At 71.7% G+C, this 21,598-nt stretch carries 17 protein-coding genes; 7 read left to right on the top strand and 10 right to left on the bottom strand.

The window, feature by feature from the left end; all coding sequences use genetic code 11:
* Positions 1-101: 101 nt before the first annotated feature.
* The 9 genes from AC1QRC_RS10515 to AC1QRC_RS10475 form a co-directional block, all read right to left on the bottom strand.
* Positions 102-1,946 carry an AMP-dependent synthetase/ligase gene (locus AC1QRC_RS10515; RefSeq protein ID WP_484203277.1) on the bottom strand — a complete coding sequence of 615 codons (1,845 nt, stop codon included), beginning with the start codon at positions 1,944-1,946 and terminating at the stop codon, positions 102-104.
* A gap of 87 nt (positions 1,947-2,033) precedes the next feature.
* Entirely contained in the window at positions 2,034-3,128 is a 1,095-nt protein-coding gene (gene rodA, locus AC1QRC_RS10510) for a rod shape-determining protein RodA (RefSeq protein WP_484203276.1), read from the bottom strand.
* A gap of 1 nt (position 3,129) precedes the next feature.
* Entirely contained in the window at positions 3,130-4,095 is a 966-nt protein-coding gene (locus AC1QRC_RS10505) for a bifunctional riboflavin kinase/FAD synthetase (protein WP_484203275.1), read from the bottom strand.
* Positions 4,096-4,105: 10 nt separating this feature from the next.
* Positions 4,106-5,041 carry a tRNA pseudouridine(55) synthase TruB gene (truB, locus tag AC1QRC_RS10500; RefSeq protein ID WP_484203274.1) on the bottom strand — a complete coding sequence of 312 codons (936 nt, stop codon included), beginning with the start codon at positions 5,039-5,041 and terminating at the stop codon, positions 4,106-4,108.
* Positions 5,010-5,489 carry a 30S ribosome-binding factor RbfA gene (gene rbfA, locus AC1QRC_RS10495; protein WP_484203273.1) on the bottom strand — a complete coding sequence of 160 codons (480 nt, stop codon included), beginning with the start codon at positions 5,487-5,489 and terminating at the stop codon, positions 5,010-5,012. The genes truB and rbfA overlap by 32 nt, the downstream gene beginning before the upstream one ends.
* A gap of 124 nt (positions 5,490-5,613) precedes the next feature.
* The gene (infB, locus tag AC1QRC_RS10490) at positions 5,614-8,496 is read right to left on the bottom strand and encodes a translation initiation factor IF-2 (RefSeq protein WP_484203272.1); all 2,883 of its coding nucleotides are present in this window, start codon (positions 8,494-8,496) and stop codon (positions 5,614-5,616) included.
* A gap of 250 nt (positions 8,497-8,746) precedes the next feature.
* Positions 8,747-9,013, bottom strand: a complete 267-nt coding sequence (locus AC1QRC_RS10485) for a YlxR family protein (RefSeq protein WP_484206620.1) — start codon at positions 9,011-9,013, stop codon at positions 8,747-8,749.
* A 63-nt stretch (positions 9,014-9,076) separates the two neighbouring features.
* Complete coding sequence (gene nusA, locus AC1QRC_RS10480; protein ID WP_484203271.1) at positions 9,077-10,108, bottom strand: transcription termination factor NusA; 1,032 nt, start codon at positions 10,106-10,108, stop codon at positions 9,077-9,079.
* 3 nt (positions 10,109-10,111) lie between these two features.
* Positions 10,112-10,624: a ribosome maturation factor RimP gene (locus AC1QRC_RS10475; RefSeq protein WP_484203270.1), complete on the bottom strand. Its 513-nt coding sequence runs from the start codon at positions 10,622-10,624 to the stop codon at positions 10,112-10,114.
* A gap of 112 nt (positions 10,625-10,736) precedes the next feature.
* On the opposite strand from AC1QRC_RS10475, the gene AC1QRC_RS10470 reads away from it, so the two are divergent.
* Positions 10,737-11,807 (top strand): ferritin family protein, encoded by a 1,071-nt coding sequence (locus AC1QRC_RS10470; RefSeq protein ID WP_484203269.1) that lies wholly within the window; start codon positions 10,737-10,739, stop codon positions 11,805-11,807.
* A gap of 35 nt (positions 11,808-11,842) precedes the next feature.
* Here the strand turns inward: AC1QRC_RS10470 and AC1QRC_RS10465 are convergent, their stop codons facing one another.
* On the bottom strand, positions 11,843-13,906 hold the full coding sequence (locus AC1QRC_RS10465) for an acyltransferase family protein (RefSeq protein WP_484203268.1): 2,064 nt from the start codon (positions 13,904-13,906) through the stop codon (positions 11,843-11,845).
* Between the two features lie 156 nt (positions 13,907-14,062).
* On the opposite strand from AC1QRC_RS10465, the gene AC1QRC_RS10460 reads away from it, so the two are divergent.
* The 6 genes from AC1QRC_RS10460 (at position 14,063) to AC1QRC_RS10435 (ending at position 21,594) form a co-directional block, all read left to right on the top strand.
* Positions 14,063-14,263 (top strand): hypothetical protein, encoded by a 201-nt coding sequence (locus tag AC1QRC_RS10460; RefSeq protein ID WP_484203267.1) that lies wholly within the window; start codon positions 14,063-14,065, stop codon positions 14,261-14,263.
* A 44-nt stretch (positions 14,264-14,307) separates the two neighbouring features.
* Positions 14,308-16,293, top strand: a complete 1,986-nt coding sequence (locus tag AC1QRC_RS10455; RefSeq protein WP_484203266.1) for a thioredoxin domain-containing protein — start codon at positions 14,308-14,310, stop codon at positions 16,291-16,293.
* Positions 16,294-16,348: 55 nt separating this feature from the next.
* On the top strand, positions 16,349-17,644 hold the full coding sequence (locus AC1QRC_RS10450) for a CapA family protein (RefSeq protein ID WP_484203265.1): 1,296 nt from the start codon (positions 16,349-16,351) through the stop codon (positions 17,642-17,644).
* Positions 17,645-17,970: 326 nt separating this feature from the next.
* Entirely contained in the window at positions 17,971-18,138 is a 168-nt protein-coding gene (locus AC1QRC_RS10445) for a lichenicidin alpha family lanthipeptide (protein WP_484203264.1), read from the top strand.
* Between the two features lie 145 nt (positions 18,139-18,283).
* The gene (locus tag AC1QRC_RS10440) at positions 18,284-21,385 is read left to right on the top strand and encodes a type 2 lanthipeptide synthetase LanM family protein (RefSeq protein ID WP_484203263.1); all 3,102 of its coding nucleotides are present in this window, start codon (positions 18,284-18,286) and stop codon (positions 21,383-21,385) included.
* Between the two features lie 59 nt (positions 21,386-21,444).
* Positions 21,445-21,594: a class II lanthipeptide, LchA2/BrtA2 family gene (locus AC1QRC_RS10435; protein ID WP_484203262.1), complete on the top strand. Its 150-nt coding sequence runs from the start codon at positions 21,445-21,447 to the stop codon at positions 21,592-21,594.
* The last annotated feature ends 4 nt before the right edge of the window (positions 21,595-21,598 follow it).

Genomic DNA, 21,598 nt, shown 5'->3' with positions numbered 1-21,598 from the left:
TGCCCTCGTCAGCGGCCGGTGCCGGTGCTGCCGGGCCCTGGGCAAGGGTAGGGCCCGCGGCCCGGCCACATCGGCGACCGGGGCGCGGGCCCGCCTGCGTCTCAGCCCTGGTAGAGGCTGTCCAGCTGGTCCTTGTACTTCTTGGTGACCACCCGGCGCTTGAGCTTCATGCTGGGCGTCAGGTCACCGTCCTCGATGGTGAGGTCGTGGTCCAGGATGATGAACTGTTTCACCTGCTCCCAGCGGTTCAGCTTGCTGTTCAGCTCGTCCACGTAGCCCTGCACCATCTCGCGGGCCTCCGGGGAGCCCACGATCTCGGCATACGACTTGCCCGCCATGCCCTGGTGCTCGGCCCACCCCTGGATGGAGTCCGGGTCCAGGGTGATCAGTGCCGAGACGAAGTTGCGGCCGTCACCCTCGATGACCAGTTGGCTGGCGTAGGGGCAGATGCCCTTGAACATCGACTCGATCGCCGAGGGTGCGACGTACTTGCCACCCGAGGTCTTGAACAGGTCCTTTTTGCGGTCGGTGATCCGCAGGAAGCCGTTGTCGTCGAGCTCGCCGATGTCACCGGTGTGGAACCACTTCTCCTCGTCGAGGGACTCGCGCGTCACCTCGTCGAGGCCGTGGTAGCCGGCGGTGACCCCGGGGCCACGCAGTAGGATCTCGCCGTCGTCGGCGATCTTGACCTCGGTGCCCGGGAGCGGCCAGCCGACGCTGCCGAACTGGTAGCTGCCCTGGATCGGGCGGTTCACGAAGCTGGCGGCGCTGGTCTCGGTGAGACCGTAGCCCTCGAGGATCAGCAGCCCCGCGGAGTCGAACCACCGGGCGACGTCCTGGTTCAGGGCCGCGGACCCGGAGATGAAGAAGCGGATCCGACCGCCGAACCGTTCCCGGATCTTGCTGAGCACCAACTTGTCCGCGAGCGCGTGCTGGACCCCCAGCAGACCGCCGCCCGACTCGTCGGCCAGCCGGGCGTCGGCGGCCTTGCCGCCCACACCGAAGGCCCAGCCGAAGAGCTTGGCCTTGACCCCGCCCTCCTCCGCGATCATGGTGGTGATCCGCCCGTAGGCCTTCTCGAAGATGCGCGGGGCGGCCCCCATGAACGTGGGCTTGACGACCGCCAGGTTGTCCACGATCTTGTCGACCCGACCGTCCACCGCCGTGGGGAACCCGATCTGCAGGGGCAGCACCAGCAGCACCTTGCCGAAGACGTGGGCCAGCGGCAGCCACAGGTACTGCAGGTCGTTGGAGTCGAGGATCTTGATGGCATCGACCGCCGCCGCCTCGTAGGTCCACGCCGAGTGCGGCAGGCGCACGCCCTTGGGGCGTCCCGTCGTGCCGGAGGTGTAGATGATGGTCGCCAGGTGGTCCGGGGTGAGTCGGTCGATCCGCTCGTTGATCAGGTCCGGCTCCTGCGCAAGACGGGCCCGGCCGCGCTCCTCCAGCTCGGCGAAGGAGATCACGGTGTCCCCGTCACCCTCTCCGTCGATCACCACGATCGCGCGCAGGTCCGGCAGGTCATGCCCGCTGTCCTGCAGCTTGGCCACCTGGGTCGCGTCCTCGGCGATGACGACCCCGCTGCCGGAGTCCGTCACGATGTAGGCGACGTCACCGGCCAGCGTCGTGGGATAGATGGTGGTGGTCGCCGCACCGGCACACATCACGGCGAGGTCGGCCAGCACCCACTCCAGGCGGGTGGAGCTGGCCAACGCCACCCTTTCCTCCTCCGCCACCCCGAGGTCGGCCAGCCCGGCTGCCAGGGCGTAGGCACGGTCCGCCGCCTCCTGCCAGGTCAGTGAGCGCCAGTCCTCACCGACCGGGAAGCGGTAGGCCTCCTCCCCCGCCGAGGCCGCGACCCTGTCGCGGAACAGGTGCCCCACGCTGGGGGCTCGGTCGTCGATCACCGCCTGGTCGTACTTCTCATCCCTCACGGCACGGGCCATAACCACTCCTTTGTCGGTCCTGTGCGGCTGATGGTGTCAGATGGGGCACGGCCTGAACAGGCCGACCCGCAGGGTGTTACCCGTCGGTTATCTCCGGTGAGGAGTATTCTGCGCGCTCGCCAGCAGCCCGACCGCCAACCAGCAGGCGAACATCGAGGAACCGCCGTAGGACAGGAACGGCAGCGGCAGCCCGGTCACCGGCATCAGCCCGAGGTTCATCCCGATGTTCTGGAAGGTCTGGAAGGCGAACCAGGAGGCCACGCCGACCGCGACCAACCGGGCGAACCGGTCCTCGGTGCGCACCCCGATCCACAGGGCCCGCAGGATCAGGAACCCCAGCAGGACCACGAGCCCCGCGCTGCCCCAGAACCCCAGTTCCTCGCCCGCCACGGAGAAGATGAAGTCGGTGTACTGGTAAGGGACAAACCCACCCTGCGTCTGCAGGCCCTCGCCCAGTCCCGCGCCCTGCCAGCCCCCGGAGCCGATCGCGAGGCGGACCTGGCGGGTCTGGTACCCGATCCCCTCAGGGTCCAACTCTGGATCGAGGAAGGCGAGCAGACGGTCGACCTGGTAGCCGTCCAACAGCGGGACGGCCAGCGCCGCCCAGACGGCGCCCGCCGCGCCCAGCACCGCCGCCACCGTCCAGCCCGGGGCCGCACCCGAGGCGGCGACCACCCCGACGGCGAGGAACCCCAGGACCAGGGCCGTCCCCAGGTCGGGTTGCAGCAGGATCAGCCCGATCGGTATCGCGGCCAGCACCCAGGCGGGGAGCACCTCCCGCCAGGTGGGAGGCCGGTGCCGGTCCCGTCCTTCGGCCAGGATCATCGCCAACCCGATGACCAGGGCGATCTTGGACAGTTCTGCCGGTTGCAGGGAGAAGCCACCGGGCAGGTGGATCCAGGACCGGCTCCCGTTGACGGTGACCCCGAGGGGCGAGAGGACCAGGAGCAACCCGCCCAGCCCAGCCAGATAGACCCAGGGCGCGGCGGCCCGCACCCACCGCACGTCCGTCCGCACCAGCAGCAGCGCGAGGGTCAGGCCGATGCCGGCGTTGACCAGGTGCCGGACGGCCAGGGCCGGGCCCACCTGGTGGTGCGTGGCCGACCAGACCAGGACCGCGCCGACCAGGGACAGTCCCAGGGCGGCGACGTACAGGCCCCAGTCGGCCCGCAGGTACCGCACGTCACTGCTGGAGCAGCGAGCGGCTCACGGCGACGTCGCGGCCCATCTGCTCCAGCAGGTCCGCCACGGAGGCGAACTTCAGGTTCCCGCGGAGCCGCGACACGAAGTCCACGGCCACCACCTCGTCATACAGGTCGAGGTCGTCCCGGTCCAGGACGTAGGCCTCCACGGTGCGGACCAGGACGTCGTCGAACGTCGGGTTGGTACCGACCGAGATCGCGGCCGGCATTCGACGGTCCGGATGTCTCGGCGGCAGATCCGGACGCTCCAGCCACCCGGCATACACACCGTCGGCCGGCACCAGGCCCTCACTCTCCGGTGCCAGGTTGGCGGTGGGGTACCCGAGCTCGCGACCACGGTGGTGACCGTGGACCACGGCCCCGCTGACCCGGTGCGGCCGTCCCAGGATGTCGGCCGCGGCCGCCACGTCGCCCTCGGCCAGCGCCTGGCGCAGCCGGGTAGAGGACCAGGCGCGGGTGGCCCCGACCCCGGGCCCCCCGACGGGCTCCAGGGTCACCACCTGAAAGTCGTGCTGTCGGCCCAACTCCCGCATCGTCTCGACGTCACCGGAGTTGCGCACGCCGAACCGGGTGTCCACGCCCACGACCACGACCTCGGCGTGCAGCGCCTCGACGAAGACCTGGCGGACGAACTCCTCCGGGGTCAGCTGGGCGAATTCCCGGGTGAACTCCAGCACGAGCGTAGCGTCCAGCCCGGACCCGGCCAGCAGGTCCAGCCGGTGCTCGGGCCCGGTGATGCGCTCCGGGGCCCGTTCGGGGTGCAGGACGGCGAGCGGGTGCGGTTCGAAGGTGACCGCGACTGCGCTGGCGCCGCGCCCGTGCGCCAGATCCCTGACCCGGGACAGCACGGCCAGGTGGCCGCGGTGGACGCCGTCGAAGTTGCCCAGGGTCACCACGCTGGGGCCGAAGTCGTCGGGGATGTCCTCCAGGGAGCTCCAGCGATGCACGGCGGTCACTCTAACGGGCGGCGAACACCACGAGGCTGCGCGCCTGCGGTGCCGTCTCGTCGAGCATGGCGACCAGTGTCCCGTCGGGTCCGAGGGCCGCGACCGGGCCGGTCCTGCCCGGGAGGGCCGCGGGGATCCGCTGGCCGTACCCCAGGGCCCGCGCCTCCTCCTCGGACAGGTCCCGGGTGGCGAACGCGGCCGCGGCGGCGTGGGCGAGCGGGACCAGGTGGGTGCCAGCGCCGTCCTCGGCCAACCGGTCCAGCGTCAGGGCCTGGTCCAGGGTGTAGCCGCCGACCGTGGTCCGGCGTAGGGCGGTGAGGTGGCCGCCGACCCCCAGGGATTCCCCCAGGTCACGGGCCAGGGCCCGCACATAGGTGCCCGAGCTCACCTCGACCGTCACGTCGAGGTCGAGGTAGGTCGTGCCGTCACCTCCGGCGCCCCGGCGCCGGTCGTGCACGGTGAACCGGTGCACCGTGACCGGGCGCGCCGGCAGGTCGACCTCCTCACCGGCGCGGACCCGGGCGTAGGACCGGCGACCGTCGACCTTGATCGCGCTGACGGCGCTGGGCACTTGGGCGATGGGGCCGGTGAGGGCGGCCACGGCGCCCGCCACCGCCTCGTCGTCGACCTGGCCGGCGTCGGCCACCTGGGTCACCTCGCCCTCGGCGTCGTCGGTGACCGTGCGCTGACCGAGCCGGATGGTGGCGGTGTAGGTCTTGTCCGCCCCCACCAGGAAGGTGAGCAACTTGGTCGCCCGGTTCACCCCGAGGACCAACAGGCCCGTCGCCATCGGATCGAGGGTGCCGGCGTGACCGACCCGGCGGGTCCCGCACAACCGTCGACTGCGCCCGACCACGTCGTGGCTGGTCCACCCGGACGGCTTGTCGATCAGCAGCAGCCCGTCGCCGGCCGGTTCAGGAGCCGTCGGCACGCAACTCCCCGGCATTGTCCTCGGCGGGGGCCTCATCGGCCGCCGGGCGCGGCTTGCGGTAGGGGTCGGCGTCCCCGGCGTAGGCGGCTCGCTCGCGAGAGGCTGCCAACTGGGCGTCCCTCTCCTGGGCCTGACGCATCACCTCGTCGAGGTGGGCGGCGTCCTCGGGGAGCGCGTCCAGGATGAAATCCAGGGTGGGGGTCAGCCGGATTCCCAGGCCCTTGCCGACGTGGGAGCGCAGCCGACCGCGATAGGTCTCCAGGACCTCGGCCGTCGTCGCGCGCTGCTCCTCCCCACCCAGCACGGTGTAGAACACCGTGGCGTTCTGGAGGTCACCGGTGACACGCACCTCGGTGATCGTGACGAATCCCAGCGACGGGTCCTTGACGAGTGTCTCCAGGCCCTGGGCCACGAGCACCTTGATCCGCTCTGCGACCTTCCGGGCGCGGGCCGGGTCAGCCATGGGTCCTCCTCGGTAGTGGGGGTGGGAACCGGACCATCCTACGAGTGGTCCGGGGGTGCGGACACGACGCGGGGCCGGCGCCACCCTGGCGGGTAGCACCGGCCCCGGATCCGTCCGGATCAGGTCAGGAGCGCGGGATCTCCCGCATCTCGTAGGTGGTGATGAGGTCGTCGACCTGGACGTCGTTGAACGAGCCCAGGTTGATACCGCACTCGAAGCCCTCCCGGACCTCGGTGACGTCATCCTTGAAGCGCCGCAACCCGGCGATCTCCAGGCCCTCGGTGATGACCACACCGTCGCGGGTGATCCGGGCCTTGGCGCCACGGCGGATCTCGCCGCTGCGGACCAGGGAGCCGGCCACGTTGCCGAACTTGGAGGACCGGAAGATCTCGCGGATCTCCGCGGATCCGGTCTCGACCTCCTCGTACTCCGGCTTCAGCATGCCCTTGAGCGCGTTCTCGATGTCCTCGATCGCCTGGTAGATCACGCCGTAGTAGCGGATCTCCACGCCCTCACGCTCGGCCACCTCGGCGTTCTGCCCCTCGGCCCGGACGTTGTAGCCGAGGATGATCGCATCCGAGGCCAGCGCCAGGTTGATGTTATTGAGGGTGATCGCACCGACGCCGCGGTCGATGATCCGCAGGTCGACCTCGTCGCCGACATCGATCTGCAGGAGGGCGTCCTCCAGCGCCTCGACGGAGCCGGAGACGTCGCCCTTGAGGATCAGGTTCAGCGTCTCCACCTTGCCGGCGGCGAGGGCCTCGTTGAGGTCCTCCAGGCTGATCCGCTTGCGGGCCTTCGCCAGCGAGGCCTGCCGGTCGGCCGCCTCACGCTTCTCGGCGATCTGCCGTGCAGTCCGGTCGTCCGGCGCCACCAGGAAGGTGTCGCCCGCCCGGGCCACCGAGGCCAGGCCCAGCACCTGCACCGGGCGGGACGGACCCGCCTCGGGCACGGTGTTGCCGTGCTCGTCGAGCATCGCCCGGACGCGACCGTGGGCCGCACCGGTGACGATGGCGTCGCCGACCCGCAGGGTGCCCTGCTGGACCAGCACCGTCGCCACTGCGCCCCGACCGCGGTCGAGGTTCGCCTCGATCGCCACACCGCGGGCGTCCTTGTCCGGGTTGGCCCGCAGGTCGAGGGCCGCGTCCGCGGTCAGCAGCACGGCCTCCAGGAGCTGGTCGATGTTCTGACCCTGCTTGGCCGAGACGTCGACGAACATGGTCTCGCCGCCGTACTCCTCGGCGATCAGGTTGTACTCGGTCAGCTGCTGACGGACCTTCTGCGGGTTGGCGCCCTCGACGTCCACCTTGTTGACCGCGACCACGATCGGCACGTCGGCCGCCTGGGCGTGGTTCAGCGCCTCGATGGTCTGCGGCATCACACCGTCGTCCGCCGCCACGACCAGGATGGCGATGTCGGTCACCTTGGCACCGCGGGCACGCATGGCGGTGAACGCCTCGTGACCCGGGGTGTCGATGAAGGTGATCGCACGCTCGTCGCCCTCGTGCTCGGCGTGCACCTGGTAGGCACCGATGTGCTGGGTGATGCCACCGGTCTCACCGGAACCGACGTCCGCCTTGCGGATCGCATCCAGCAGGCGCGTCTTGCCGTGGTCGACGTGACCCATCACGGTCACGACCGGCGGGCGGGGCTCGAGCTCCTCGTCGGTCTCCGCCTCCGCCTCGGCCTCCAGGTCCAGACCGAAGGCACTGAAGAGCTCACGCTCCTCCTCCTCCGGGGAGACCACCCGGATGTCGTAGCCGAGCTCCGAGCCGAGCACGCCGAAGGTGTCCTCGTCCAGGGACTGGGTGGCCGTGGCCATCTCACCGAGGTGGAACAACACGGTCACCAGCGAGGCGGGATCGACGTTGATCTTGTCCGCGAAGTCGGTCAGGGACGCGCCCCGACGGACGGTGATCGTCTGGCCGTTGCCGCGCGGGATGCTGACGCCACCGATGGTGGGCGCCTGCATCTGCTCGAACTCTTGGCGCTTCGCCCGCTTGGACTTGCGCCCACGCACGCGGCCTCCGCCGCGACCGAACGCTCCCTGGGTGCCACCGCGACCCCGCGGGCCGCCGCCGCCGGGACGACCGCCGCCACCGCGGTAGCCACCCGGACCACCGCCGGGGGCACCGCCACCGGGACCACCGGGGCCGCCACGGCCCCTCCCACCGGCGCCACCACGGGTGGGGCGCTCGCCGGGACGCGGGACAGCGGCCCGGTCCGGCATCATGCCCGGGTTGGGGCGGGCGCCACCCGGCCGCGGCGCTCCCGGACGCGGCCCACCGGGACGGGGTCCACCGGCGCCTGCCTGGCCGCCGCGGCTGCCACCGGGCCGGGGCATGCCCTGGCTCGAGGCGAACGGGTTGTTGCCCGGGCGCGGCTGCCCGCCACGCTCACCACGGTCGCCGCGCTCACCACGGTCGCCGCGCTCACCGCGACCGGACCGCATGCCCTGGCTCGAGGCGAACGGGTTGTTGCCCGGTCGCGGGCCCGGCTTGACTCCCGGACGGGGCGTCGCGGGACGGCTCGGGGCAGCGCCCTGAGCGGCTTCGGGGGTGTCCTGGGCGGGCGCGGACTCCTCCGCCTGCGGCTGTGCCGAGGCTGCCGGCGCGGCCGGCTCCTCGGTCTTGGGCGCCCGGTCACCCGGCGTGGGAACGGACGGCTCCGGGGTGTCACCCGACGGCTTGGGCGCCGCGGGCCCCGGGCGTGCACCCGGCGCGGCCGGGGTCGTCTTCGGTGCGGCGGGGGCTGCCCCGCCCGGCTTGGCGGCCGGCTTGGCCGCCTTCGCCGGCGCGGCCGGCTTCTCTGCCTTCTGCGCCGGGGCGTCCGCCGCGGCGGGCTTGGCCGCCGCCGGCGGGTTCTCGCGGATCTTCCGGACCACGGGCGGCTCGATGGTCGACGACGCCGACCGGACGAACTCGCCCTGTTCCTTCAGGTGCGCGAGCAGTTGCTTGCTCTCGACTCCGAGCTCTTTGGCGAGCTCATAGACCCGAACCTTGGCCACATTTCTCCTTCGTTGCGCCACGGTCCGGGCCCCCTAGGGGCACGCGAACCGCAGCTAGTGCTGGTGGGTGCTCATTGCTGAGTACTCATCGGGTGCTCATCAGCGTCAAACCCGCTTCCGGTTCCTCGATGACAGAGCCGTCCGGCTCCGCCCTTGTGCCTGCAGGTGACCCGGTTGGGTCACCTGCCCACGCCCGGCTGGTGCCGCGGCGTGTCCTGCTGTGCTGCCGGTCCTGCCGTGGACCTCCACGTCAGTCCCGCTGCGCCACCCACTCCTCCACCGCTGTGCAGTCCGGGTGCCCGTCCTGTCGGAGGGCGCGCCCGAACGCCTTGCGCTGGATCGCGAGCCGCACGCAGTCCGGGACCGGATGCACGTAGGCACCTCGTCCCGGCAGTCGTCGCGCGGGGTCCGGCTGCACCGTCCAGCCCCTGTCGGGTCCAGGTGGGTCAGCGGTGGCGACGACTCGCAGCACGGCCGATTGCTCGTCGCGTCGACGACACCCGACACAGGTCCGCACCGGGGTGCGCACACGCTCGGAATCGCCGCCGAACGGGCGAACGGCCTGTTCCACTCTACAGGGTCAGCTGACCGGCTCGGGCCCGGACCCGTCCCGGGGGGCGTCGTCGTCGGGCGTGGTGTCGGGCCGGATGTCGATGCGCCACCCGGTCAGTTTGTGCGCCAGCCGGGCGTTCTGTCCCTCGCGGCCGATGGCCAGCGACAGCTGGTAGTCGGGCACGACCACGCGGGCCTGTCGAGCGACGGGGTCGACGATGCTGACCGACTGCACCCGGGCCGGGGACAGTGCCGCCGCAACGAACTCGGCAGGGTCCTCCGAGTAGTCGACGATGTCGATCTTCTCTCCCTGCAACTCGGTCATCACGGCACGGACCCGCTGCCCCATCGGCCCGATGCAGGATCCCTTCGCGTTGACGCCGGGGACGGTCGCGTGCACGGCGATCTTGGTCCGGTGCCCCGCCTCACGGGCCAGGGCCTCGATCTTCACCGTCCCGTCGGCGATCTCCGGCGCCTCCAGGGCGAACAGCCGCCGGACCAGGTTGGGATGGGTCCGGGAGAGGGTGATGAGCGGGCCGCGGGCGCCGCGCTTGACGCTGACCACGTAGCACCGGATCCGCCTCCCGTGCTCGTAGCTCTCCCCCGGCACCTGCTCGGACGTCGGCAGCTCGCCCTCGACGTGCCCGAAGTCGACGGAGACAAAGCGCGGGTCGTTCGACTGCTGGATGATCCCCGAGACGATGTCTCCCTCCCGGGCCCGGAAGTCGCCCAGGATGGACTCCTCCTCCAGGTCCCGCATCCGCTGCACGATGACCTGGCGTGCCGTCGCCGCGGCCACGCGTCCGAAACCCTCCGGGGTGTCGTCGAACTCAGGCCCGGGCTCCCCGCGCACGCCGTCCTCGTCCGGTTCACCCGGCTCGCGGGCCCAGATGGTCACGTGGCCGGACTTGCGGTCCAACTCTGCCCGGGCGTCCCTGAAGTGACCATCCACCCGCTGGTAGGCGCTGAGCAGCGCCTGCTCGATGGCGTTGATGATGGTGTCGAGGGGAATCTCACGCTCCCGCTCCAGGGAGCGGAGCACGGCCATGTCGATGTCCACGGGTCAGTCCTTTCCGGAGCCGGGTCGGGTGAACTCGACCTGCACCACGGCTCGGGTCACCTGGTCGAGCGGGATGGTGCGGTCCGGGTCGTTCGAGAGTCGTATGCCGTCAGGGCCGGCGCCGACCAGGCGGGCCTCGGTGGTGGTCCCGTCGGCGAGCCGGACCTCGAGCAGTCGGCCCACGTTGCGGCGGAACTGTGCCGGACTGCTCAGCGGGTGGTCCACCCCGGGGGTGGAGACCTCGAGGGTGTAGGGCGCGCTGCCCATGGCGTCGGAGGCATCGAGCACCTCGCTGACGGCGCGGGTCGCCTCGGCCACCTCGTCCAGCGTGGCGGGCTCGACCGGGCTCTCCTCGTCGGCGGGGTCCAGGTCGGCCAGTTCGCGGGCCACGGTCACCCGGACCAGGCGGCGCTTGCCCGCGGGGTGGATGGCGACGTCCTCGACCTCGACCCCCGATCCGCGGAGCGCGGCCCCCACCTCGCGGTGGATCGTGGCGGCCACTTCCTTGACATCCATCCCGGGTGCCTCCGTCTTCTGCTGTCATCACCAGCGCGTGCGCCACTGACGCCGGGCGTTCCACCCGGTGAGGGTCCACTGTAACGAATGCTCGCGTGACATGATCGCGGCCATGCGTGCTGAGAACCAGTTCAGCCGCCGGGCCGTGCTGGGGTGGTGCGGGCTGGGGATGCTGACCGTCGTCGCGGGCTGCTCCGACGACCCGGGGAGCACCCCTGCCCCGGACCCTGACACCGGCCTTCCGGCCGACCCTTCGGCATCCACCCCGGCCCCCGAGCCCGAGCCCGAGGACGCGGCGCTCCTCGTGGCGGCGCTGGACCGGGCGCGATTGATGGTGATGCGCACCGAGGCCGTCGGCGACGACTTGGGGATCGCCGGCATCGCCCTGGAGGCACACACCGAGCAGGTCCGGATCCTGGAAGGCATCCTCACCGAGGCCGGAGTCACCCTCCCGCCCGAGCCGACAGTGCCGCAGGAGTCCACGACCGGACCGGACGCCGACTCGGCCACCGGCACAGGACCACCCCCGGACGACAGCTCGGCGACGTCCCAGGGCCCCGGCGACAGGGAGCGGGAGGCCCAGGAGCAGCGCCGGGAGGCGCTGGACCTGCTGGGCTCCGAGGCAGCAGCCGACGTGACCCCCCAGGCACTGGCGACACTGGCGACCGCCTCCCCCACGAACCTGGCGCTCCTGATCTCGATAGCAGGTCAGCGCGGCGCCCTGGCGATGCGGCTGGGGATCGACCCGGAGTGGGAGGACCTCGAGGGTCCTGCCGGTCAGGGCGCCGCCGACCTGCTCGAGGTCTTCCGACCGGCCGTCTACGGGTTTGAGGTGCTGGCCGCGCGTGCGTCCGGGGAGTATCGCGAGCGCTACGAGCGGGCGCTGGCACCGCTGCGTCGTCTGACCCGCTCCCTGACGGCGCTCGCCGGGGATGCGGCGCCCCCGGCGCCACTCGGGTACGGCCTCCCGGACGACCTGGGCTCGGCGCCCGGTCGCCGCGCGCTGGCGGTCGACCTGTTGTCCGGGCTGCTGCCCACCATCCTGTCGGGCGCTGGCGGTCACACGGGTGACCAGGCCGCGGTGTCCGGGGCAGTCCGCCTCGTCTCCGAGGTCGTCATGCTGGGTCGGCACTGGGAGATCGACCCATTCGGCTTCCCGGGAATGGACGTGCCCGCCGGGTGACCAAGGACTGGCCGGTGTCGTGGACCGGTCGGTGTTCAGAACAGTGTGGGGGCGACCCGGCGCATCTCCTCGGCCAGGTAGGGCGCCAGGGTCCGCACGTAGGTCGAGGTGAGGTGACTGGTGTCGCGGTACACCACGACGTTCCCCTCGATCGCCGCGCACCAGTCGGGCCGACAGACCAGGTCGGTCAGGTCCATCGGGAGCACGGAGTCGGGGACCCCAGCGGCCTCCGACAACGGATACTCCTGCGCCAGGCGCCAGGTCCGCTCCTGGCCGCAGGCACGGGCGTCGGAGTCGGTCCGGACCAGGCAGTCGGGGACCGACTCGGCCAACCGGGTGGTGTCGCGCAGGGCCAGGACGGGAATGCCCAGGGCGTCCAGCCGCTGCCACGTGGTGACGAATCCGTCCGGCGTGCTCTCGCCGTCGGTAGGCCGGGAGGTCGACCCGATCGTGAACACGAAGTCGGGGTCCACCTGCTGCACCACCGGCCACAGGTTGTCGTTGTAGTCGTGGCAGCTCGCGGTCTGTTCCGGATCCCCCGAGCCAGGCCCCGGGCGGGCCAGGAACTGGCAGCCGCCCTTCTCGCTGTAGACCAGCTGCCACCCGTGGCGCACGGCGAGGAGCTCGAGCGCCGGCATCCACTGGCCCACGTGCGACCCGCCGAGCACCAGGATGGTGTGGTCACCGTCGGGATCGCCCACGTGGCACAACCGGGGCTGCGCCGACTCGGGCACATCGTGGTGGGTGTTCACGCACCCGCCCCGGTAGATCTCCGGTTTGTCCTCGGCTGCGACCTCCGGGGCGGGCACCGCTGCCACCCGGGGCAGTTCCCCTGTCCAGTCCGGCGCGAGCGCGGCCGCGCCGGGATGGTCGGGCGACGGTCGGGAGGCAGCCACCAGCTGCTCAAGCCGGTGGCGCTCCACGACGCCGAGTGCCCAGGTCGCGCCTCCTGCGACGAGGGCCACCCCCAGGGCTCCGGCGACCAGCGTGGTGGCGCGGCGCCCGGCGAACACCCGCCCCACGGGCGCCTCGACGAGCCGCGTCGTGCCCCAGGCGAGCAGCAGCGAGGCCAGCACCACGAAGGTGGCGGTCGGGAGGTCGGCCCGCGGTGCGCCCGTGCGGGACAGGGTCAGGATCAGCAGCGGCCAGTGCCACAGGTACCAGGCGTAGGAGACATCGGCCAGGAAGCGGAACGGGGGCAGCACCAGCAGCCGGTCGGCGGACAGCGGGTGCCCCGTCGCGCCCGCGGCGAGGACCAGGAGCACGCCTCCCACCGGCCAGATCGCCCACGGGCCGGGGAACAGGGCACCCCCGTCGAGCAGGAACCCGCAGGAGATCAACAGGGCGAGCCCGAGCCAGCCGGCGGCCACCCTCACCCGCAGCGGCGCCCGCCACGCCGGCAGGAGCAGCGCGACCACCCCGCCCAGCCCCAGCTCCCAGATCCGGTTCCCGGTGTGGAAGTAGGCGACCTGCTGGTCCTGCCCGCCCCACGCCTGGTGGAAGCCGAAGGAGAGGACGGTCGCCAGGGAGACGGCGACCAGCACGGAGCGGCGCACCGGCCACCCCAGCACGCGCCGCCCCGTCCACGCGGCAGCCAGGAGCAGGACGAACCAGAGCAGGTAGAACTGACCCTGGACCGAGAGCGACCAGAAGTGTTGCAGCGGGCTGGTGGCCGGGCCGGCCGCCGCATAGTCCAGCTGGGAGTCGATGAGCTCCCAGTTCTCCCGGTACAGCGCCGTCGCACGGATCTCGCGGAGCAGCTGGGCCCGCTGCGTCGTCGGGGTCCAGAAGTACCCGGCGACCGCGACCGCGCCCAGCACAATCAGCACCCCCGGCAGCAGCCGGCGGGCCAGCCTGGCCAGGTAACCAGGGAGGGAGAGCGTGCCCCCTTCGAGTTGTCGGGCCAACGACAGGGTCATCAGGAAGCCGGAGACGGCCAGGAAGGCATCGATGCCACCGGACACCCGGCCGTGTCCGAAGACGTGGAAGAGCACGACGAGAGCGATCGCCAGGCCCCGCACCCCGTGCAGTTCCGGACGGAAGGACGTGGCGGCCCCCGGGGCGCGGCCGCGCTCCCCCACCACCACGTCTCCGGACACGCACAGCAGGGTACGTGGCTGCACCGTCCGACACCGGGACGCGACCGTATGCAGTGCAGCCCCTCCCCCAATTCCGGTCGTGCATGGGAGCGTCCGCGGCGGGACACTGGACTCTGTGGTTGGTGCCCCCGACCGCCCGTGACCGAGGAGGTCGACATGCTCCGCCTTGTGGCTTCTACCGCGCTGTACGGGCTCGCCAACGCCAACGGCCTGCGGATCGAGGGCGCACACACCTGGCTGTTGGCGCCCTTCGTGGTGTGGGTCTGCGTCCTGCTCGCTGGCATCCTGTTGCCGATGGTGCTGTTCAAGAAGGTCCTGGGCAACGCACGCACGAGCCCCCGGGGGCCCGGCAGCTGAAGACCCGATCCGATACCCGACCAACTCGTCAGGAGTCATGGGACATGGCCAACCGTCTTGCCAGTGCGACAAGCCCCTACCTGCTCCAGCACGCGGACAATCCCGTGGAGTGGTGGGAGTGGTCGCCGGAGGCGTTCGCACACGCCCGCGAGCTCAACCGCCCCGTGCTGCTGTCGGTCGGGTACGCCGCCTGCCACTGGTGCCACGTCATGGCACACGAGTCCTTCGAGGACGACGAGGTCGCGCGGGTCCTCAACGCGGAGTGGGTCAGCATCAAGGTGGACCGCGAGGAGCGCCCCGACATCGACACCGTGTACATGGGGGCCACGACCGCGATGACCGGCCAGGGCGGCTGGCCGATGACCTGCTTGCTCACCCCCGAGGGCGAGCCCTTCTGGTGCGGCACCTACCTGCCCCGACCCCAGTTCCTCCAGTTGCTGGGCGCGGCAGGAGCGGCCTGGGCCGACCGGGAGCAGGAGGTCCGCGCCGGCGGTGCCCACGTGGTGGCGGTGCTGCGGGAGGCCCAGGAGCGGGAACGGCATACGGGAGACCTCACCGCCGCCCTCGACGCGGCCGTCCCCGCCCTGGACTCCGCGTTCGACTCCAGGCACGCCGGCTTCGGCACGGCACCGAAGTTCCCACCGTCCATGGTGCTGGAGTTCCTGCTGCGCCACCACGCCCGCACGGGGGACCCACGGGCGCGGGCGATGGCCGAGGCCACCGGCGAGGCGATGGCCCGCGGCGGCCTCTACGACCAGGTCGGCGGAGGATTCGCCCGGTATGCCGTGGACCGCGCCTGGGTGGTCCCCCACTTCGAGAAGATGCTCTACGACAACGCGCAGCTGATCCGGGCCTACGCCCACCTGTGGCCCGGGGCGTCCGGGTCGTTCCAGTCGCTCGCCGCCCGGGTCGTCCGGGAGACCGTGGAGTTCCTGGTGGACGGGCTGGGCACCCCCGAGGGCGGATTCGCCTCCTCGCTTGACGCCGACACCGAGGGGGTCGAGGGGGCGACCTACGTGTGGACCCCAGGACAGCTGGTGGAGGTCCTCGGGGAGCAGGACGGTCCCCGAGCCGCCACGCTCCTGGCGGTGACGCCCGAGGGCACCTTCGAGCACGGCACGTCGACTCTGCAGCTGCCCCACGACCCGGCCGACCCCACCTGGTGGCACGACGCCCGGCGCCGGTTGGCGACCGCGCGCGCCGCCCGGCCGCAGCCGGCCCGAGACGACAAGGTGGTGACGGCCTGGAACGGGTTGGCGATCGCAGCGCTCGCCGATGCCGGCGCCCTCTTCGACGAGCCGGGCTGGGTCGCCACCGCAGGACGGACTGCGCACTTCCTGCTGGACCGGCATCTCGTCGATGGTCGTCTGCGACGCAGCTCGCGGGACGGCACGGTGGGCGCCGCCTGGGGTGTGGCCGAGGACTACGGCAACCTCGTCGAGGGCCTCGTGGCGCTGCACGCCGCCACCGGGGAAGGGCGCTGGTTGTCGGCCGGCGGCACGCTGCTGGAGGACGCCGTCGCGCGCTTCGGCGACGGGGCGGGTGGGTTCCACGACACGGCCGACGACGCAGAGTCGCTGGTGCTGCGGCCCCGATCCCGCGGGGACAACGCCGAGCCGTGCGGTCAGTCGTCGCTGGCCGGTGCCCTGCTGGCCTACGGCGCCGCGGCCGGGTCCGCCGAGCACCTCGCTCTGGCGGGCGGCGCACTGGGACCGATGGCCCCGGTCGCCGGGACCGACCCCAGATTCGCCGGGTGGGCACTCGCGGTGGCCGAGGCCCAACTGGCTGGCCCGCTCCAGGTGGCGATCAGCACCGGTTCAGGTCAGGCCGAACTCCTCGCGGTGGCGCGCCGCCAGGCACCGCCCGGGGCCACCGTGGTGGTCGGCGGGACCGACGACGCCGGTGTCCCGCTCCTGCAGGGCCGCGGTCCCGTCGACGGGAACGCGGCGGCATACGTCTGCCGCGGCACCGTCTGCGGTCTGCCGCTGACCGATCCCCAGGAGTTGGCCCAGGTGCTGGCAGGTGGTTGAGCCGCATCCCGTGTTGCTCCCGGCGCTCCCTGGCCCGGCGCCTACAGTGACTGACATGCGACTCCGCACCCGTCCCGCCCTCGCCGTGAGCTCGGTCGCCGTGCTGGTCCTGGCGGCAGGGTGCGCCCAGGAGACGCCGCACACTCCCGGCAGCTACTCCGCCGACCCGAGCGACGAGACCTCCGGGGCCACCGGCACCCCACCGGACGATGACGCGACGACCTCGGCGGGTGGCCTGCCCACCGTCGGGCTCAATGGCGGGGACCGCACCGGTGACGACGACCCGGATGACGACCAGGGGAACGGCGAGGGGCCCTCCGGCCCGGCCAGTGTCACGGTGGGCGCGGCGGGCGATCTGCTGGCCCACGCCCCGGTGATCGCCAATGCCCAGGCCAACGCCGGAGGCGACGGCTACGACTTCACCCCCATGTTCGAGGACGTCCGCGACCTGCTCACCGCCCCGGACCTCACCATCTGCCACATGGAGACCCCGCTGTCCTCGGACAACAGCAACCTCACCCAGCCCCGCACCCTGGTCTTCAACACCCCGCACCAACTGATCGATGCGGTCGTCGACGCCGGGTACGACGGCTGCGACTTCGCCTCGAACCACACATGGGACCAGGGCCTTTCCGGGCTGACGGACACCCAGGAGGTGATCCGGGGCGCCGGGCTGGAGTACGCCGGACCGACCGCCGAGGAGGACGACCCCGGCGTCGGGAGCTACCAGGTCGACGGGGTGGAGGTCGCCCAACTGGCCTACACCTACACCATCTTCAACAGCGGGCAACCGACCACCGACCTCCCGCCGGAGGCCCCCTGGCTGGCCAACCACCTGTGGCCAGTCGTGGGGACCAAAGGCATCCTCGAGGACGCCGAGCAGGCCAAGGAGGACGGCGCCGACTTCGTCGTGGTGAGCATGCACTGGGGCAACGAGTACTGGACCGACCCCACGGACGAGCAGCGTGAGATGGCGCAAGAGCTGTTGGAGTCCGACGCCGTCGACCTGATCCTCGGCACGCACGTCCACGTCATCCAGCCGTGCGAGAAGATCAACGACAAGTACGTCATTTACGGCCTGGGCAACTTCCTGTCCAACCAGTCCCCCGACACCACTGCCGGGAAGCTGCGACCGGAGACCCAGGAGGGCATGATCGCCGAGTTCGACCTGCACCGGGACGAGCACGGCGCAGTGACCTCCACCATGCGCTTCCAGCCCACCTGGGTTGACCTGGACGGCCACGTGATCCGCCTGGCCACGCCGGACCAGCACAGCACCACTTACGACCGTGTCGTGGACACCATGAACCTGCTCGGCGACGACGCCTGTGACGCCGAGCCGATGAGCTGACGCCCCGCCTTTCGCGGCCCCCTCAGCCCTTCCCCCCTCCCCTCACCGGAGCACCCCGAGCCTGGGACCCCGACGTCCCGTCGCAGGTCAGAGCGGGTGTGCTCCGCTCCTGTCACCCGCAACGGCGCACGTCATCACCGCGTCGGCCGTGACGGCACTCCAGGCCCCCGGCTGACCCCTTCCCCTCACCTCCGATGACCCCTGTCATCCGGCTGGCCCGACCTCTGACACGGCACAAACTTGCGTCTCGACGCGGCGCCCCGGTGCGCCCAATTCTTGATGCATCACCACCTGGTGAAACCACACCGAAAGAGAGGACAGGAATCATGAGCAACCACGACAACTACGACGAGGCCGTCAGCTTCATCTCCGAGATCGACGACCAGGCCCCCCTCGCCTCCGGTGGCGCGGAAGCGGCCGGCATCTCGACCTGGCTGGGCAACAAGGGCGCCTACTGCACCCTCACCGTCGAGTGCATGCCGACCTGCAACTGACAGGTCGTGGCTGACGGGCGTGCCGGCCCTCGCCACGGCGAGGGCCGGCAGCCCGAAGCCCCACCCGGGTCCTCCGGCACCGACCGAACCGTGACCCACTCCCCTACTCCATCCGCACCCACCCTGGCCCGAAAGGAACCCAGCGATGACTGCCACCACGGCACCCCGCATCACCGCCGGCGAGCTGTTCCCCGAGATCGGTGAGGCCACCGAGCTGCAGGACCTGCTGGCACGCCTGGCGACGCCGGAGTCCGTGGCCTTCGGCAGCCTCCTGGAGGACTCGGCCCCGCTGTGCCCGCCCGACCAGAGCGACCGGGTGCGGGACCTGACCGACGAGCTGCTCGACCCCAGCCGGGGTCCGGTGCCGGCGCAGGCGTTCGCCCCCTTCCTGGTCCACGCAGCGGCGCCCCACCTGCTCCGGCTTGTGGACGCGGCCACGGCCAGCGGCCAGGTCAGCGACGTCACCACCTTCCTGCGCCGCAGCACCCACGACCTAGTGGAGCAGGTCAGCGACCTCACGCTCCGCGCCCTCGTGGTCATGCTGCGCACCCGCTCCCGGCGCGGCCTGCTCCACGGGGACTCCCCGGAGGCACGCTACGAGGACTTCGTCGCCTTCACCCGCACCCCCGCGTTCGAGCAGGAGCTCGCCGCCGCCTTCCCGCTGCTGATCCCGCTGGTGCGCCGGACGCTGCGCCGGTCCGTGGACCATCTCCTGAGGGTCCTGACACACCTGGCGGAGGACCGCGAGCGCCTGCACCGCCACCTCGGCATACGTCCGGAGGACCGGGTATCCACCATCGCCTTCACCGGCGGGGACCGCCACCGCCGCGGGCGTGCCGTCACCCACCTCACCTTCGCCTCCGGCGCCCAGGTCGTCCACAAGCCGCGCCGCCTCGCCGCGGACGCCGCCTTCCAGCGCCTGGTCGCGGCCGTCAACGAGTGGACCGACGGCCCAGACCTCCGCGTCTGCGGCATCGTGCAGGGCACGGACTACGGCTGGATGGAGTTCGTCGAGACCGCCCCGGTCCCCAACGCGCACCGCATCGGCTACTTCGAGCAGATCGGGCGACTGACCGCCCTGCTGCACGTGCTGCACGCCCACGACATGCACCACAGCAACCTGGTCTGCGACGGACGCGGCCCGGTGGCCATCGACCTCGAGGGTCTCCTGCGCCCCACCCCGGCCGGCGAGCGCCGCCCCGACATGGGCCAACCCTCCGCCCGGGACCTGCTCGACGACGGCGTCACCACCATCGGGACACTGCCGCTGCAGATCAGCAACGGTCACCACGGGGCGATCGACCTGGGTGCCACGGGGTACGTCGACGGCGTGCTCTCCCCCTTCCGTTCTCTCGTCGTGCACAACCGCGGTCGGGACGACCTCACCCTCGCCCTGGAGCAGGTGGTCCTCAGCGGCCGGCAGCATGCTCCCGCGGTCGAGCAGGACTCCGAGGAGGCGGCCGAGACCGCCGACGCCGTGGTCCGCGGGTTCCGCACCGTCTGGAGTGCCCTCGAGGAGCACCGGGCACCCGCTGCGGCCCTGATCACCCGGCACTTCCGCGACGCCCGCGTCCGCATCATCCACAACCCCACCAGCTGGTACATGCAGCTGCTCCGGATGGTCAGCGGCCCGCACTTCCTGGACGACACCCGGACCCGGCTGCTCGCCCTGCAGCGCGTGGGGCTGAGCCGCAGCGAGGCCGACCCCTGCTGGGCCCGCAGCGAGCTCGCCGACCTCGTGGAGGGCGACGTCCCCTACTTCGAAGCTGTGGCAGGCGCCTACCACGTCCTCGACGGAGCCGGTGAGCGGCTGGACGCCGAGCTGGCCGAGCCGCCCCTCACCGCCGCCCTGCGCCGGTTGGACGCCATGACACCCGAACGGTGCGCCCAGCAGACCCACATGATCAGGCTCAGCTTCGTCAGCAAGCTGCCGCGGACCGCGGACCTGACGAGCACCCGCGCCACGTTGGCGAACCGTGCCCACGGCACGCCGTCGGTCGACCTGGACCGGGCGCTGCGCACGGCCCGCCAGATCGGCGACGAACTCGTCTCCACCGTGAACGAGGAGCCGGGACGGCCCAGCGCCTGGGTGGGCCCCCGAATCGGGACTGCCATGGAGGACGAGGCGTGGACGCCCGGTGTCCTGGGAGCGACCCTGTATGCCGGTGGCCTGGGTCCGGCACTCTTCCTGGCCCACCTCGCCCGCGTCACCGGGACCCCGCGCTACCGGGACGTGGCGCTGAGCATCCTGGACCCGATCGCGACCACGATCACCGACGGCACGCTGATCCCCGAGGCCGGGCAGGAACGATCCTGCGGTGTCTACGGCGGGCTGGCCGGCATCCCCTATGTCCTCGCGGCAAGCGCGACGTCGCTGGGCCGCCCGGACCTGGTGTCCACCGCCGTCCAGGCGCTCGGCCAGCTCCAGGAGCTGGTGGCCGAGGACGTCACCTACGACCTGATCGGCGGAAGCGGCGGCCTGGTCGCCGCCGGGCTCGCGGTCCGCCACCGCAGCCAGGACCCCCACGAGCGGGCGCAGGCCCTGCGGGTGGCCCTCGCCGCAGCCCTCCATCTCCAGCAGCGGTACGTGTGGGGAGACGTCACCGCCGACCGTGTCGTGGCCAAGGGCTACACCGGCTTCGGCCACGGGGCTGCGGGACTCTACCCCTACCTGCGGGAGGTCTCCCATCAGTTGCCGGAGGACGACATCACCGGTGTCGAGGGACTGGGCGCCATCGCCCGGCCCCTGGCCCTGGCCGCCGACCGGCTGGCCTCATACAGCCACAGCCGGTTCGACCCCGAGGTCCGCGACTGGTTCGGGGACCGCGACCGCAGCCGAATCTCCTACGCCTGGTGCCACGGAGGCCCCGGCATCGCCCTGGGGCACGTGCTGACGGCCGAGCGCCGCAGCGGGAGCCCGGCCTGGGCCGGTGCGGAACTGGCGGCCGCGGCCGACCTGATCCACGCCCACGGCCTCGGCAACAACCTGACCTACTGCCACGGGGACCTCGGCAACGTCGAGATCCTGCACCGCATCGCCTCCGTCACCCGGGACACCTCCCTGGAGACCAGCGCCCGCAGGCTGGCGCACCACCTGGTCTCCGAGGTCATCCCCGCCCACCTGGGCCAGGGCCGGAGTCGCTATCGGCACACCAACAGCCTGCTCATCGGAACTTCCGGAGTCGGACACTTCCTACTCCGGCAGATCGACCCTGAAGGCGTTCCCTCAGTCCTGACCCTGGACTGACGCCGACGGGCCGAGACGGGAACCCCCGTCACGCACCACCAACAGAAAGGAACAGAACCATGGAGAACAAGGACTTCGCCGGAGCCTACGACGAGCGTGAGCTGATCGAGCTGTCCGAGGGCGACGCCCACGGTGGCGCCACCTGGACCGTCACGGTGCCGATCTCCCTGGCGGTGTGCCCGACCACCGCCTGCACGGGCGACTGCTGAACCG

The sequence above is a fragment of the Ornithinicoccus sp. genome, from assembly GCF_057176825.1.
The sequence above is the reverse complement of the archived record's forward strand: the minus strand, read 5'-3'. Positions and strand labels throughout refer to the sequence as shown.